The organism is uncultured Microbulbifer sp., from assembly GCF_947504145.1.
Taxonomy (GTDB): domain Bacteria; phylum Pseudomonadota; class Gammaproteobacteria; order Pseudomonadales; family Cellvibrionaceae; genus Microbulbifer.
This window is the reverse complement of the sequence record NZ_CANNGQ010000005.1, coordinates 157,166-172,642: the sequence shown is the minus strand read 5'-3', so window position 1 is coordinate 172,642 and position 15,477 is coordinate 157,166. Positions and strand designations below refer to the sequence as shown.

Annotated in this window: 14 protein-coding genes and 3 tRNA genes; 11 read left to right on the top strand and 6 right to left on the bottom strand. The window is 59.3% G+C overall.

Annotation, left to right across the window (positions count from 1 at the left end):
* Positions 1-13 precede the first annotated feature (13 nt).
* The 3 genes from prmC to hemA are packed head-to-tail and all read right to left on the bottom strand — an operon-like array spanning position 14 to position 3,251.
* Positions 14-856, bottom strand: a complete 843-nt coding sequence (gene prmC, locus Q1A74_RS16520; protein ID WP_299598862.1) for a peptide chain release factor N(5)-glutamine methyltransferase — start codon at positions 854-856, stop codon at positions 14-16.
* A gap of 5 nt (positions 857-861) precedes the next feature.
* Entirely contained in the window at positions 862-1,947 is a 1,086-nt protein-coding gene (gene prfA / locus Q1A74_RS16515) for a peptide chain release factor 1 (protein ID WP_299598860.1), read from the bottom strand.
* Positions 1,947-3,251, bottom strand: a complete 1,305-nt coding sequence (gene hemA, locus Q1A74_RS16510) for a glutamyl-tRNA reductase (RefSeq protein ID WP_299598857.1) — start codon at positions 3,249-3,251, stop codon at positions 1,947-1,949. Before hemA ends, prfA begins: the two co-directional genes overlap by 1 nt.
* A gap of 385 nt (positions 3,252-3,636) precedes the next feature.
* Between hemA and Q1A74_RS16505 the strand changes: the two genes are divergently transcribed.
* The 11 genes from Q1A74_RS16505 (at position 3,637) to Q1A74_RS16455 (ending at position 12,644) form a co-directional block, all read left to right on the top strand.
* Complete coding sequence (locus Q1A74_RS16505; protein ID WP_299598854.1) at positions 3,637-5,601, top strand: tetratricopeptide repeat protein; 1,965 nt, start codon at positions 3,637-3,639, stop codon at positions 5,599-5,601.
* Positions 5,585-6,259 carry a lipoprotein insertase outer membrane protein LolB gene (gene lolB, locus Q1A74_RS16500; protein WP_299598851.1) on the top strand — a complete coding sequence of 225 codons (675 nt, stop codon included), beginning with the start codon at positions 5,585-5,587 and terminating at the stop codon, positions 6,257-6,259. The genes Q1A74_RS16505 and lolB overlap by 17 nt, the downstream gene beginning before the upstream one ends.
* A gap of 102 nt (positions 6,260-6,361) precedes the next feature.
* The gene (gene ispE, locus Q1A74_RS16495) at positions 6,362-7,270 is read left to right on the top strand and encodes a 4-(cytidine 5'-diphospho)-2-C-methyl-D-erythritol kinase (RefSeq protein WP_299598848.1); all 909 of its coding nucleotides are present in this window, start codon (positions 6,362-6,364) and stop codon (positions 7,268-7,270) included.
* Between the two features lie 21 nt (positions 7,271-7,291).
* Positions 7,292-7,366, top strand: a tRNA-Gln gene (locus tag Q1A74_RS16490).
* 340 nt (positions 7,367-7,706) lie between these two features.
* A complete protein-coding gene (locus Q1A74_RS16485; RefSeq protein ID WP_299599275.1) occupies positions 7,707-8,636 on the top strand; it encodes a ribose-phosphate pyrophosphokinase in 930 nt (309 codons plus the stop codon).
* 198 nt (positions 8,637-8,834) lie between these two features.
* Positions 8,835-9,467 (top strand): 50S ribosomal protein L25/general stress protein Ctc, encoded by a 633-nt coding sequence (locus Q1A74_RS16480; protein ID WP_299598845.1) that lies wholly within the window; start codon positions 8,835-8,837, stop codon positions 9,465-9,467.
* A gap of 40 nt (positions 9,468-9,507) precedes the next feature.
* Positions 9,508-10,107 (top strand): aminoacyl-tRNA hydrolase, encoded by a 600-nt coding sequence (gene pth / locus Q1A74_RS16475; protein ID WP_299598842.1) that lies wholly within the window; start codon positions 9,508-9,510, stop codon positions 10,105-10,107.
* 84 nt (positions 10,108-10,191) lie between these two features.
* The gene (gene ychF / locus Q1A74_RS16470; RefSeq protein ID WP_299598839.1) at positions 10,192-11,283 is read left to right on the top strand and encodes a redox-regulated ATPase YchF; all 1,092 of its coding nucleotides are present in this window, start codon (positions 10,192-10,194) and stop codon (positions 11,281-11,283) included.
* Positions 11,284-11,422: 139 nt separating this feature from the next.
* Positions 11,423-12,337: a DMT family transporter gene (locus Q1A74_RS16465; protein WP_299598836.1), complete on the top strand. Its 915-nt coding sequence runs from the start codon at positions 11,423-11,425 to the stop codon at positions 12,335-12,337.
* A gap of 116 nt (positions 12,338-12,453) precedes the next feature.
* Positions 12,454-12,530: transfer RNA gene (locus Q1A74_RS16460), tRNA-Met, on the top strand.
* 39 nt (positions 12,531-12,569) lie between these two features.
* Positions 12,570-12,644: transfer RNA gene (locus Q1A74_RS16455), tRNA-Gln, on the top strand.
* Positions 12,645-12,729: 85 nt separating this feature from the next.
* On the opposite strand, the gene Q1A74_RS16450 is transcribed toward Q1A74_RS16455, so the two are convergent.
* The 3 genes from Q1A74_RS16450 to Q1A74_RS16440 all read right to left on the bottom strand — a co-directional run bounded on the left by Q1A74_RS16450 (position 12,730) and on the right by Q1A74_RS16440 (position 15,455).
* On the bottom strand, positions 12,730-13,767 hold the full coding sequence (locus tag Q1A74_RS16450; protein ID WP_299598833.1) for a sulfite exporter TauE/SafE family protein: 1,038 nt from the start codon (positions 13,765-13,767) through the stop codon (positions 12,730-12,732).
* A gap of 92 nt (positions 13,768-13,859) precedes the next feature.
* Complete coding sequence (locus Q1A74_RS16445; protein WP_299598830.1) at positions 13,860-14,576, bottom strand: SapC family protein; 717 nt, start codon at positions 14,574-14,576, stop codon at positions 13,860-13,862.
* 168 nt (positions 14,577-14,744) lie between these two features.
* Entirely contained in the window at positions 14,745-15,455 is a 711-nt protein-coding gene (locus tag Q1A74_RS16440) for a DUF6445 family protein (protein WP_299598827.1), read from the bottom strand.
* Positions 15,456-15,477: the final 22 nt, after the last annotated feature.

Here is a 15,477-nt window from a genome sequence, read left to right as displayed (position 1 = left end):
CTACGAAGGCGTTTTACGCACAAAAATGGCCGTAGCGGCCGAGGGTTATGCGCTCCCGCCCCGCATAATCGCGTCGGGTCTCTACACTTGTGTAGCCACTGTCGGTGAACATCTTTCGCACCGCTTTGCCCTGATCCCAACCGTGCTCCACCGCGAGCAAGCCACCTTCCGTGAGAAACCGTCGCGCGTCGGTGGCGATTTTACGGATATCCGCCAGCCCCTGCTCTTCCGCCACCAAAGCGGTGAGCGGCTCGAAGCGCACGTCGCCCTCGCGTAAATGCGGATCCTTGGTATCAATGTAGGGCGGGTTGCTGACGATCACATCAAAGGTATGTCCACCCAGTGCAGAAAACCAGTCGCTCCGAAAAACCTGTACGTTCTCAAAGCCCAGAAGCTGGCGGTTTTCTTCCGCCAACGCCACGGCCGCGGGCATGGTATCGACGGCTGTGATCTGCCACTGCTTCCTTTCGCTGGCCAGGGCCAGGGCGATCGCGCCGGTTCCCGTGCCAAGGTCGAGTAAACTCGCCGCGACTTGCGGGCAGGTAGCCAGTACTGCCTCCACCAACACTTCGGTATCCGGGCGCGGGATCAATGTGGCGCGGTTGACCTTTAAAGGAAGGGACCAGAACTCCCGGCTGCCGGTGAGATGGGCCACCGGTTCGCCAGCGATACGGCGCTCTACCAGCCGATCAAAGCTGGACTGCTGCGCTTCGTCCAGTGGATGTTCCGGCCAGGTATAGAGCCAGGCACGGGACTTGCCGAGCAGGTGGCACAGCAACACTTCCAGATCCAGCCGCGGGCTATCACTTTCTGTCAGCGCAGTTGCGCGCAGCAGATTTTCCTTCACCGTGGCCATAAATATCAGTGCTGCCCCAACGCCGCCAACTGGTCCGCCTGATATTCCGTGCGCAGCGGGCCGATGACTTCATCCAACGCGCCCTGCATTACTTCATCGAGCTTGTACAAGGTGAGACTGATACGGTGATCGGTAACCCGTCCCTGCGGGAAATTGTATGTGCGGATACGCTCGGAGCGATCGCCGCTGCCCACCAGGTTGCGGCGCGCATCGGAAATTTCCTGGGCGGCGGCGGACTCTTGAGCGCTGTTCAATTTGGCCTGCAGCAGCGCCATGGCCTTGGCCCGGTTCTTGTGCTGGGAGCGCTCGTCCTGACACTCCACCACGATGCCCGTGGGAATGTGGGTAAGGCGCACCGCGGAGTCGGTTTTGTTGACGTGCTGACCACCGGCGCCGGAAGCACGGTAGGTATCCGTGCGCAGGTCCGCCTTGTTGATTTCGATCGCATCGCGCTCGTCGGGCTCCGGCATCACCGCCACGGTACAGGCAGAAGTGTGAATGCGCCCCTGGGATTCGGTTTCCGGCACCCGCTGCACCCGGTGGGCACCGGACTCAAATTTGAGTTTTGCGTAAACGTCTTCGCCGGCAACCCGGGTAATGATTTCCTTGTAACCACCGTGTTCGCCGGGATTTTCGCTGATGACCTCAATGCGCCAGCCCTGCTTTTCTGCGTAGCGGGAATACATGCGGAACAGGTCACCAGAAAAAATGGCCGCCTCGTCGCCGCCGGTACCAGCGCGAATTTCGAGATACACGTTTTTGCGGTCGTTGGGATCGCGGGGCAGGAGTAGCGTCTGCAGCTCGCTTTCCAGAGGTTCCAATTGTGCCTCTGCCTCGCGCAATTCTTCCTGGGCCATTTCGCGCATTTCTTCATCGCTCTCGTCGAGCATTTCACGCGCCGCGGCCATATCCTCGTGCAGGGTTTTGTAGCGGCTGTAGCACTGCACCACTTCTTCCAGCTCGGAATACTCCCGCGAGAGATCACGGAATTTGTCCTGGTCGCTGATGATTTCCGCATCGCCGAGCAACGCGGAAACTTCCTCGTGACGCTCCACCAGGTTGTCGAGTTTCTGTTGTACAGAAGCTTTCATTATTTGAGGTTCTTTTTCTCCGGCGCTGAGGCCGATACATCGGATGCCTGGCTACTGTCTTCCGCTGTCAGGCCTATGATTTCCCGCGCGATGCGCAGCCGTTCCATATCGCCATCGGCGGTGGCCTGGCGCAGGGCTACGGTGGGGGCGTGAATCAATTTGTTGGTAAGTGAGCGCGCCAGCTGCTCCAGCAATTGCTCCGGATCACCGCCGGTGCGCAACTGGATCAGGGTCTTTTCCAGTTCGTCTTTACTGATGCCCTGGGCCTGCTGGCGATAACTGCGAATGGAATCCACCGCGCGCAGGCTGCGGTGCTCGCGCATAAAATCCTGCGCGGCAGCATCCACGATCAGATCTGCCGCTTCAGCGGCCTTCTCCCGCAAGCGCTTCCCTTCGTCGATGACCCCGCGCAAGTCGTCCACGGTATAGAGGTAGACATCGTCGAGCTTGCCCACCTGCGGCTCGATATCCCGCGGCACGGCGATATCCACCATAAACATGGGACTGTGGCGGCGCTGCTTGAGCGCGGTTTCCACCGCGCCCTTGCCGAGGATCGGCAGCTGGCTGGCGGTGGAGCTGATGACAATATCCGCGCGGGGCAGGTAGTCGGGGATATCCGCCAGCAGGATCGCCTCAGCGCCAAACTCTTCCGCCAGCGACTGCGCACGCTGCAGGGTGCGATTGGCAACGATCAGTTTCTTCACGCCTTTATCCAGCAGATGCCGGGCCACCAGTTCGATGGTCTCGCCGGCACCGATCAACAGCGCCGTCTGCTGGCCCAGATCGGTGAAAATGCGCGATGCCAGAGATACCGCGGCGAAGGCCACGGATACCGGGTTTTCGCCAATGGCGGTCTCGGTGCGCACTTTCTTGGCCACCGAAAACACCTGCTGGAACACATTGTGCAGCGTAGACCCGACGCTGCCAGACTCCCGCGCCACCGCGTAGGCGGACTTCATCTGACCGAGAATCTGGGGCTCACCGAGCACCATGGAGTCGAGCCCACAGGCCACCCGCATGATATGGCGCACTGCGGTCTCGTCGGTGAACTGGTAGTAGCAGCTGCTCAGCTGCTCCATGGGCACGTCGTGGTACTGGGAGATCCACGCCAGTACAGACTCAGGAGTCACCTCACCGTAGATCTCGGTGCGGTTACAGGTGGAGAGAATCGCCAGCTCCGGGCAATCCAGTACTGCGCGGGCGTCGGCCAGTGCACTGGGCATCACTTCGGGCGCGAACGCGACCCGCTCGCGCACAGCAACCGGTGCACTATCGTGATTGATTCCCAGAGCTAGGATCGGCATAGGCTCTCATCGTCTCGTCCGGGCGCCTCACTGCACCCGTCCCGAAAATCGGTACTTCTGTCGGTAAAAAGGTCGCACATTGTCCGGGGCAGCCGCACGCCGTGCAAGCGCTATCACGCTATCTCCGTGATAGCCCAGACTACACCGCCATTTCTGCGACCGTTTAAATAGGTGCTGACTTTGCCGCAGGAGCCGGCCCGCCACCACCAGAGACTCCATTCACAGCTAGAATTATACGGCGATAACCCGGAAAAATACGCCAACAGACGCCTCACCACACGGATTGGCCCGCCCTTACTGCCCGATGCAGTGAGCGCAGCGCCAAAGCTCAGCCCCGCCACCGGCCGCTGAGCAGTGCTCGGCGCGAACGTACGGACACGTTTATATGCAGCTTTTCTCTTCCCCAGTGCTAGCCACCCTGTTCACCCGCCATTGCAGCCGAAACGGTGCGGGCCCGCAGATACCGCTACCGGACCGCCACCACCGGGGGAAACTACTGGCCACGGCCGTGTCCCTGGCCATCCTGTGTGGCTGCGCCCAGCAGGCGCACCAGGTGGACCACACCTCTGCACCCGCAAACATGGACACGACCGCTCCGGCCCCGGAAGTCTCCCCTGAAGTCACCGCGATACCCGCCGGTGATACCAACGCGGACGAGCAGGCGGCAGTGGCGGAGCCCGATACAGACGACGCCAGCAAAACGGATGGCGCACCGGACCCGGCAGCAGAAAACACCGCCAAGTCCTTCCCCATCGAGACCTTCTACACCCTGCTGGTGGCGGAAGTGGCCGGCAACCGTGAGCAATACGACCTGGCCCTGGCCAACTATTACTTTCAGGCCGAGCGCACCAAAGACGCCGGTATTGCCGCCCGCGCCACGCGCATCGCGCGCTTTCTGAATGCGCGCCGCGCGGCGCTGCGCTCCGCCCTGCTGTGGGTGGAACTGGAACCGGAAAACCCGGATGCACAACTGGCGGCTACCGCGGAACTCACCCTCGCCGGTGAACTGGACGACGCCATGCGCCATGCCGAGCTGGCCCTGGATCTCGGCGGCGATGCGCCGCTGCAATCGGTGGCCGCCACCGCGGTGGATAACGATGAACTGGCGGCAAAAGTATTGCCAGAGTTCGAGCGCCTGTCGCAAAAACACCCGCGCAACAACGAAGTTTCCCTCGCCCTGGCGATGATCCTGCGCGCCAACAATCGATCGCAGGAGGCCCTGAATCTTACACGCCGGGTACAGGAACGGGACCCAACACTGCTCGACGCCCCGCTGCTGGAATCACACGTTCTGATCGATATGGGGCGCACTAAAGAAGCCCGCCGGCTGCTGGAAAACCTCGTTGAACTCTATCCGAAAGAGAGCCGCCTGCGTCTTCAATACGCGCGGCTGTTGATTCGCGAAGATCTCGACCTGGCCCAACACCAGTTTGTGGAACTGGTGAAGCAGCGCCCCAACGATGCCAACCTGATTCTGTCTCTGGCGTTGATCCAATACGAAACCGATCAACTGGACAACGCCAAGCCGCTCCTGGAGAGACTACTGGAACTGGAAGAACACGAATCTGCCGCACACTTCTATCTCGCCGCCATTGCCGAGCAGAGTGACGACATCGAAACCGCCGTCACCCACTACCGTATGGTGCGCCCTGGCAGCGATTACGTGCAGGCAATAACCCGCGGCACCAGCCTGCTCGCCGCCAACGACAATACCGAAGAAGCGCAGGAGTGGTTCGAGGAACTCCGCCAGCGGCACCCGGGGCAACATGAGCAGTTCTACCTGCTGCAGACCGAACTGCTGACCAAGCACGGCCACCTGAAAGATGCCCAAACACTGTTAGCCGGTGCACTGAAAACCAACGACGGCAGCAACCGACTTATCTACGCCTACGCCATGACCAGCGAACAGCTGGGCGATGTGGAGAATTTTGAACTGGGTTTGCGCAAGTTGTTGTCCCGCGATCCGGATAATGCGAACCTTCTGAACACATTGGGTTACAAACTGCTCTCCTATGACGACCGCCTCGACGAGGCACTGGTACTGATCAGCAAGGCGCTGGAACTGAGCCCGGACGATCCCGCCATCATCGACAGTATGGGCTGGGCGCACCACCGGCTCGGCAACCACGCCGAAGCGGTGAAGTATCTGCAAAAAGCCCACGAGCTGATGAAAGATCATGAAATTGCCGCGCACCTGGGCGAAGCCCTGTGGGCACTCGGCGAACGCCAGCAGGCCATGCAGGTGTGGGAGCAGGGATTGCAAACCAACCCGGAAAGTAAACTTATCCCGGAAGCCATGCAGCGGCTGCAGGACCAACAAAGACTGGAACAGCATGTTACGGAAAGCTGAAGCTCTCTCTCTGACCACCACCCACACTGCTACCCAGGTTTCGCCGGGTGTCGGTCGCGCCTTCAAGCTGCTGGGCGCAGTACTGCTGCTGACGCTGGCGGCGTGCAGCGCGCAGAAACCGCAGCCGCAGCAGCCACCGGCGCAACAGCCCACGCAACCCCAGTCAGCGGCTGCCATGCAGCGCTGGGAAGCAAAAGGCAAACTGGGTGTACGCTCGCCTAAAGAAAACGGCAGTGCCAATCTCATCTGGCAACAGGCAAATGCCAATTACCGTATACACCTGAGTGGCCCACTTGGCGCCGGCGCCACTACCATCAGCGGATCCCCCAGCGGTGTCAGCCTGCAGAAAGGGAGTGATCCGGCGGTACTGGCTTCCGACCCCGCGCAACTGACCGAGCAAATCATGGGCTGGCCACTGCCGGTTTCAGAAATGTTTTACTGGGTACGCGGTCTGGCGGCCCCCGGCGCGGTCGCCGGGCAACAGAAAGATTCCCGGGGACTACTGCAGAGCCTGCAACAATCCGGCTGGCAGCTGAATTTTAGCGACTACCAGTCGGTGGGCGCCTTCCAGCTCCCCAGCCGGATCAAGGCCGCCACCACCAATGCCGCGGGCCCGGTCAGCGTTACTGTGGTGATCAAAGAGTGGAGCCCCAGGTAGAACACGCGGGAACCGCGGATCACCCGGCTCCCTCCGGGCTCTCCCCTAAAAAACTTGGCGGCTGTTAAACTGGCCGCCAGTATTTCAACGCGCCACATCTTAATGAACCCTTCCTGCCCCGCTACAACAACCGGCCTCACCCTTACCGCACCCGCCAAACTCAACCTGATGCTGCGCATTCTCGGTCGCCGCGACGATGACTACCACGAATTGCAGACGGTATTTCAGCTGTTGGATTTTGGCGACAGGCTCCATTTTAGTGCCACCACAGACAGCAATATCCATCTGTATTGCCCCGGAGTAGACGTGCCCCCGGAGCAGAACTTGATTTATCGCGCCGCGCAATTGCTTCGGCAAACCAGTGGCCGCACCGACCTCGGCGCCGATATTGCCGTCGACAAAATCCTCCCTGCTGGCGGCGGTATCGGTGGCGGCAGCAGCGACGCGGCAACCGCACTTCTCGGCCTGAACCACCTGTGGCAATGCGACCTCGACCTCGACGCCCTCGCCGAACTGGGGCGGCAGTTGGGTGCCGATGTTCCGGTATTCGTGCGCGGTCACTCCGCGTTTGCCGAAGGCGTTGGCGAGCGACTGACCGCCGTCTCCATCGAGCCGCGCTGGTATCTGGTGCTTACCCCCGACTGCCACGTAAGCACTGCGGCGCTTTTTTCCGATCCACGTTTGACAAGAGATTCTGCCGCAATTACATTAGCGGCCCTTCGCGACAGGCGGCTGAACACACACTGGCTCAATGAATATGCCGGTAACGATTTCCAGTCGCTGGTTGAGAACCTCTACCCGGAGGTGCGCGGCGCCAGAGAATGGCTTTCGCAGCACAGCCAGGCCCTGCTGACAGGAACCGGCGCCTGTGTTTTCGCTGGATTCCCGTCTGAATCGGCAGCACAAAAAGTGTTCTCCGAGCGGCCTGCAGGGTGGAACGGTTTTGTTGCCCAGGGGGTGGATGAATCCCCCGCTCATCGGCAGCTCGCGAAATTTGCAGCAACAGTCTAAATTGATTAGCTGCAGCATTGCTGGGGTGTAGCCAAGCGGTAAGGCAGCGGGTTTTGATCCCGTCATGCGAAGGTTCGAATCCTTCCACCCCAGCCATATTTTCAGAATGGCAGTGAGTTCGGCGAAAGCAGCGCACTCTGACAGGTTCGAGCCGGAGCTGGCGCAGCCAGCGGAGACCAGCGAGCCGCAGGCGAAGCTAATCCTTCCACCCCAGCCATTTCCTTATTTAGGCGCCCGCTCCTCAAGCGGACGCACACGGAGCCTCCGGCCCTGCCGGACAAACTGGCAGCCTCGCCACAACCTGACACTTGCACCAATGGTCGCCCAATGAAACGGCATCACACTACTCTGCAAGCAGTTCGCGCTCCGCAATTCAGCTGAAATTCACTACTATCATCTACTCCCAACGAAAAAGGTACTCGCAGTGGCTGACTTAATGGTCTTCACCGGCAACGCAAACCCGGAACTGGCACAAAAGATTGTTGAGCATATGGCGATACCCCTCGGGGAGGCGGATGTTAAGCGTTTCTCCGACGGCGAGATCGCGGTGGAAATCACCGACAACGTGCGCGGCCGCGATGTATTCGTGGTGCAGTCCACCTGCCAGCCCACCAACCGCAACATCATGGAGCTGATCCTGCTGGTAGACGCCTTGCGTCGCGCCTCTGCAGGCCGCATCACCGCGGTAGTCCCCTACTTCGGCTACGCCCGCCAGGATCGCCGGGTCCGCTCCCAGCGTGTACCGATTTCCGCCAAGGTTGTGGCGGACATGATGGTAAGCGTGGGAATCGACCGGGTACTGACCGTCGACCTGCACGCAGAACAGATTCAGGGCTTCTTCGACGTACCGGTAGATAACGTGTACGGCTCCTCCGTACTGCTGGACGATATCGAGCGCCAGAATTACAAAGATCTGGTGGTAGTCTCCCCAGATATCGGTGGTGTAGTGCGCGCCCGCGCCGTAGCCAAGAGCCTGGAGTGTGACCTGGCGATCATCGATAAACGCCGCCCCGCCGCGAATGTCGCGGAAGTGATGAACATTATCGGTGAAGTCAGCGACCGCACCTGCCTGCTGGTGGACGACATGGTGGATACCGCCGGCACCCTGTGCAACGCGGCCATGGCCCTGAAAGAGCACGGCGCCAAGAAAGTCGTAGCCTACTGTACCCACCCGGTACTGTCCGGCAAGGCGATCGAAAACCTGAACAACTCGGTAATGGATGAACTTGTGGTCACAGACTCCATCCCGCTGGGCGACAAGATGCAGAAGGCACCAAAGATTCGCCAGCTGACCCTTTCCGCCATGCTCGCCGAATCCATGCGCCGCATCAGCAACGAAGAGTCACTGTCGGCAATGTTCCGATAAGCCCTCCCGGTAGGATCCTGCCCAGCGGACCCTTACAAATCCGCTGGCATTCCCCCGCACTTCCCCTTAGAATACGCGCCCGCCCGGCACCGCCGGGCGTTTACTATTGGGCGTTTCAATAGATTTCGCCCCTTTTATAGCAACGCCAGAAGGTTCCGGTCGCAGGTCCTTCTGGACAGACAACCTGAGGTTTATCCCATGTCTGATTTGAAATTGAATGCCAGCGTCCGTAGCGACGAAGGGAAAGGTGCGAGCCGCCGCCTACGTCGCCTGGAAGCGAAAGTTCCAGCCATCATCTACGGTGGCGAAGTTGAGCCGCAATCCATTGCCCTGCTGCAGAAAGATATGTTCAAGGCACTGGAAAACGAAGCCGTTTACTCCTCCGTCCTGACCCTGGACGTAGATGGCAAATCCGAGACCGTGATCCTGCGCGACCTGCAGCGTCACCCGGCCAAGCCTATCCTGCTGCACGCTGACTTCCAGCGCGTTTCCGCCAACACCAAAGTTCACGTGAAAGTGCCTCTGCACTTCCTGAACGAAGAAACCTGCAAAGGCGTTAAGGCTGGCGGTATCGTTTCTCACACCCTGAACGAGCTGGACATCAACGCACCGGCCTCCAAGCTGCCTGAGTACATCGAAGTGGACCTGGCGGACCTGGAACTGGACGGCACCGTTCACATCTCCGACATCAAACTGCCGGAAGGCGTTGAGTCTGTAGATCTGGCGCACGGCGAAGACCACGATCTGGTTGTTGCCTCTGTGCACAAGCCGCGCGGCGCTGTTGAAGCTGACGCAGAAGAAGGCGAAGGCGAAGAGTCCGGCGAAGAGTAAGCTGACTCTCGTTCAGGTCTCCTGATATAGGAAAAGTACCTTGAGCAAGGCTCCGGACACGCCCATCCAGTTGATTGTGGGCCTGGGTAACCCAGGCCCCGAATACGACCGGACGCGCCATAACGCCGGAGCCGACTTTGTCTCCGAGCTGGCCCGTATTCACGGCGCCCAGCTCGCGCCAGACAGCAAGTACCACGGCCTTTCTGGCCGGGTACGAATCGGCGGGCAGGATATCCGCCTGCTGATTCCCACCACCTATATGAATCGCAGTGGCCAGGCAGTGGGCCCACTGGCGAACTTCTTCAAAATTCCCGTCGAGGCTATCCTGGTCGCTCACGATGAGCTGGACCTGCCCTGCGGCACTGCACGCCTGAAAGGCGGCGGTGGCCACGGTGGGCACAATGGCCTGCGCGATATTATCGCGGCACTGGGAAACAACCGCGACTTCATGCGCCTGCGCCTCGGCGTCGGCCACCCGGGCAACGCCCGCGACGTGGTCAATTATGTTTTGCAGCGCGCCCCACGAGCCGAGCAGGATCAGCTCGCCGAAGCCATCGACCGCGCGGTAGATGCACTCCCCACCGCCGCCAGCGGCGACTGGAACGGGGCCATGAAAGCACTGCACACCAAATCCCAGTAACACCAGATTGTAAGTAGACAGCGGCCGCCCTACCCCGGCGCCTTTGTCCCAACGCACTACAAAATTCACAACAGGATTCACACCATGGGTTTTACTTGCGGCATCGTCGGCCTGCCCAACGTAGGCAAATCCACTCTGTTCAATGCCCTTACCAAAGCGGGTATCGACGCAGAGAACTTCCCCTTCTGCACCATCGAGCCGAATGCCGGTATCGTACCGGTACCGGATCCGCGCCTCGACAAACTCACCGCGATCGTCAAGCCGCAGAAAGTAATCCCCACCACCATGGAGTTCACCGATATCGCCGGCCTGGTCGCCGGCGCCTCCAAGGGTGAAGGCCTGGGCAACAAGTTTCTCGCGAATATCCGCGAGACCGACGCCATTGCCCACGTGGTGCGCTGCTTTGAAAATGAGAACGTGATTCACGTCGCCAACCAGATTGACCCGGTCGCCGATATCGAAGTGATCAACACCGAACTGGCCCTGGCAGACCTGGATACGGTAGAAAAAGCGCTTTTGCGTTACACCCGCGCCGCCAAAGGCCAGGACAAGCACGCGATCAAGATGAAGGCGCTGCTGGAAAAAATTCAGCCGCACCTGGATGAAGCCAAACCCCTGCGCTCCTTCGGCCTCAGCGACGACGAGCTCGACGGCCTGCACGAGCTGAGCCTGCTCACCGTCAAGCCCACCATGTACATCGCCAACGTGGACGAAGACGGCTTCGAGAACAATCCGCACCTGGACGCAGTAGCCGCCATCGCCGCCGAAGAAAATGCCGTGCTGGTGCCGATCTGCAACAAGCTGGAATCAGAAATCGCCGAGCTGGACGACGATGAAAAGGCCGAGTTCCTGGAAGAGCTGGGCATGGAAGAGCCGGGCCTAAACCGAGTAATCCGCGCCGGCTACAACCTGCTGAGCCTGCACACCTATTTCACCGCCGGCGTAAAAGAAGTGCGCGCCTGGACCATCCCCCAGGGCGCTACCGCACCCCAGGCGGCAGGCAAGATCCACACGGATTTCGAGAAAGGCTTCATCCGTGCCGAAGTGGTGAGCTACGACGACTTTATCGCCAACAACGGCGAGGCCGGTGCCAAAGAAGCCGGCAAGTGGCGCCTGGAAGGCAAAGACTACGTGGTTGTCGACGGGGACGTGGTTCACTTCCGCTTCAACGTCTAACGCTCCTTCCGCCAACACCCCAGCACCCCTCCACACACCCGGCGCTCCACCAGAGCGCCGGGATGCGCAACCGTCATCCACGGGGCCCGCAACCCACTTGCTCGCAGTATCACCCATTGCGCTACTACCATAGGTTGCCATGTACCAATCCAACTGGAGAGTCGGCCTGCCCCTGGCCCTGACCACCGCCTTTCTGTGGGCACTGCTACCCATCGCCATGAAAGGCCTGATCGCCGACATGGACTCCACCACCGTTACCTGGTATCGCTTCTTTGGGGCCGCCCTGTTTGCCGGCGCCTGGTACGGCTGGCGAAGAGATCTGGACCTGCGCAGCCTGTTTAAGGGAAAGTTACTGCCGTATTCCCTACTGGCCGTTGGCGGCCTTCTCGGCAACTACATCGCCTATGCCACAGGCCTCAACTACATCACCCCGGGTGCTCTGCAGGTATTGATCCAACTGGCACCACTACTGCTTTTGATTTTCAGTGTGGCCTTTCTGGGCGAACGCTTTTCCGCGCGCCAGTGGATGGGTGTCGGGCTTGTTTGCATCGGTCTGCCCCTGTTCTTCAACCTGCGCATTCAGGAGCTGATGGACGGCGAGGACCGCCAATACCTGATCGGTGTCGGTATGGTGATAGTCGCGGCGGTGACCTGGGCTGTCTACGGCCTGTTTCAGAAGAAGATCGTCGCCCAGTCCCGCCCGCAGAACCTGCTGATGCTGATCTACATTGCCGGCAGCCTGTGCTTTCTACCGGTGTCCCACCCCACCAGCGCCCTGCAACTGGACGCCCTCGGCTGGGGACTGCTGCTGTTCCTGACGGCTAACACCCTGATTGCCTACGGCGCTTTCGCCAAAGCCATGGGGGCCTGGGAAGCTTCGCGGGTTAGCGCCACCCTGGCGCTGGTGCCGCTGATGACCCTGGCGCTGAGCGCCATCATCGGCACTCTATGGCCGGAATACATCGAAGTGGAACCCATGAACTGGATCAGCTGGGTTGGCGCAATTACCGTTGTTTTTGGCTCCCTACTCGCCGCCATCGGCCGCGGGCGCTGATTGCGCACCAAAAAACACATTACACGCTAAGCTACTGATTAATTTACTAAAAAGGTGTTGACAGCTTCCCGAGGTGGCCCGATAATGCGCGCCCTCGGTTAGCCGAGACTTTCAGTGGCAAGGTAGCTCAGCTGGTTAGAGCGCAGCACTCATAATGCTGAGGTCGGGAGTTCAAGTCTCCCCCTTGCTACCATTTTCCCTCTGTGAGAAACCAGACTCACAGCACCTTTACTGGGGTGTAGCCAAGCGGTAAGGCAGCGGGTTTTGATCCCGTCATGCGAAGGTTCGAATCCTTCCACCCCAGCCATATATAAAAAAGGCGACTTCTTGCGAAGTCGCCTTTTTTATTGCGCCGCCAATAAACCCCGAGAAGCGCAGAGAACTACAGGAAGTCAGGCAGCGGGCTGCCCCAGGCCATCATTTGAGTGCGAGGCGGCCGGGTGCTCCGGCACGTCAACACTGCCAGTATTGCCCTTGCGGCGCAGCCACTCAAAGCCCAACAAACAGATCACGACCGCACCGGCAAACACAAACATACCCGCTGCGCCCAGAGTGTCGCGCTCGGTATAGCCGGTCCACAGATACTGGCCAATACACAACACGGCCACCACCAGCAACGTGGGTTTGCGACCAATCAGCCCCACCACAAAGACCCCCAGCGGCGCGCCCAGCGCTACCACCGGTGCCGCAGCCAGCCAATTGCCCAGCACTCCCGGCTGCCAGGTGCTGGTGGCGGTTTTCACCGCAACCCCCACCAGTGAGGTGAACGCCATGATGATCACCGAAGTGGGAATGGCCACCTTGAGATCCACCCGGCAAAGCAAAACCAGCAGGGCGTAAATCACCATATCAATCCCCACCCCGGTAATCGCCGCTGCCATGCCGCCAGCACAAACGCCAGCCACAAGCCCGAGACGAAACTCCCGCACAGAAGCGCCCGCCCCCATTCCGCTGTGGGCAGTAATTTCCGGCAGCCGGTACAGGTGCAACACCCCGAAGCTCCCCCAAATCACCGCAAATGCCAGTTTTATCCACAACTCAGGAATCAACGGGGATAAAAACAGAATACCCAGCGGCGTGCCGACCAGCGCCCCGATCATGGCGCCGCGCAACATGCTCCAGGCCAACGGCTGGCGACGGCAGAGAATAAAGATACTGGCACTGACCATACCGATGGACTGCACCGCAAAACTGAAATCCCGGCCGAGGCTGGCGGGCATATCGAACAGCAATACCAATACCGGGAAGCCCACGGTACCACCACCCATAGGCGTAGAGCCTGCAGCGTAGCTGCCAACAGCCATTGAAAGCGCCATGGGCCAGTGTTCCGCCACCACGCCCCACTTATCCCGCCCAAATACAAACAGCGCCCAAAGCCCGTAAAAAGCTCCGAGGAATGTTAGCCAGGCGGCGTAGCGGGTAAAAAACATGGTGGGATTACCGGGGGTAGAGACCCCGGAGCTCGCCCAGAAAGAGCGAGACCGGGAACATCAGGGAGCAGGAAGCTCCCCGACAGCAGGGATCAGCCCTCAGCCTGCATCCGCGCCAGACGAGAGAACTGGTGCATGGAGCCCAGCTGCGCGAACAGCGGCGGCAGGAAGCCGCGCTTGCGGAAGTCTGCGAAGTCTTCTTCGCTCAGCTCGCCCAGTTTCTTCTCATCGACCATGTAGATACCGGTCAGATTGATCTTCTCACCACCTGCGTTGACCGCAACGTTCTGAGTGGTCAGCAAATCTTTCTCAGCCAGAATGGTGATAAAAGCCTTGGTCATCTGGTCACTTTCCAGGTAACCCACCAGCGCCTCTTTCTTGGCCTTCAGGTACTCGGACTCTTTACCGGACTCGTCGAACAGGGCATTGCCCTCTTCTTCGCCAACAACCGGGCTGTTCTCTACCAGACCAACCATCAGCTGCTCTTTGTTCTCGCCAGCCGGGGCCAGAACGAAAGGATGATTGCGAACAGCGCCCGGAACGAAAACGCCCTTCCACTTTTCGCCATCTACAAACAGGTTTTCGCCTACTTTCAGGCTCAACAAAGCAACAGACTGAAACTGGTCGGTATCGGAATTCTTGACAAAAACGATCGGGTATTCGGCACCCAGACGAGAAAATTCGTGAGCAGTTACCGGCACCATGTGTGCGTTCTTGACGTGCTCAAAGGTCCCCAGTTCACGGACTTTCAGCTTACCGTGCACATCGCTGCGCAGAGGAACGATTTTTGGGGCTTCTACAGTGGCCATACAACACCTTATTGAAATTTGAAGTTATTCTAAAAACCCGGACAGTATATTTTTTATACTCAAAAAGGGAAGCAAAAAGTTACACCAGACCGGTCCAGTTTGCCAGTCACTCGTGCAGGTAAAAACGGCCTACATCTGATACCGCCGCGGAATAGGCACTTGAAACGCTCAAGGATTCACCTGAGGAGCTTCGTAGCTCACAAACAGGTTGGCCGTCAGGCGCCCATCTACCGGACTAAAGCTGATACTTTTGTCACTAAGAATATTGGCACTGTGTAAAGTGTTCCCGCGGTATATGACAAGTCGATTAAATTTTGCAGGTACGAAACCCACCCGCGTGAACAAGTCGTCTGAGTCCAGGCAGTACTTTTTGGGCCGACGGAACTTGTTGAACTCGACATAACAACGGTCCAGGTAGTGTTCGACCCGCTGAGGTGAGATCGTTTCGTAGCCAGTACTCTTATGCTGATAAAAGCCGGTGCCACCATGGCTTTCGTCACACAGATACAGCAATACCGCGTAAAGCCCCGGCGCGCTGGTATCGAAATGGGGAGCCCGCTGCAGGGGGCCAAGCTCCTCTTCCGGCACGGTAATCAGGTTCAGCGTTTCCTGATGAATCTTCAGCTCGTGACTTTCGGGTACAGCGAATCGCTCCCGAATCACATCATCCAGCCGATCCATCATCATCCTTGCATGATGCTCAGGCGCCGCCGCGCGGACGCCGGGGTAGCCTTTGCGCTCGGCAGCGATCGGCCAGGGAGCAAAGCTCGACTTGCTCGCAAAGGCCACCAGGTCCTCCGCCTCAGCGCCCCCCAGAAAATCGTCCATGACGACAATCGTATTTTTCTCTTCGCCAACGTTCAATACTTGCGTATTCAATTTCACCGAACTCCAAGTTCAA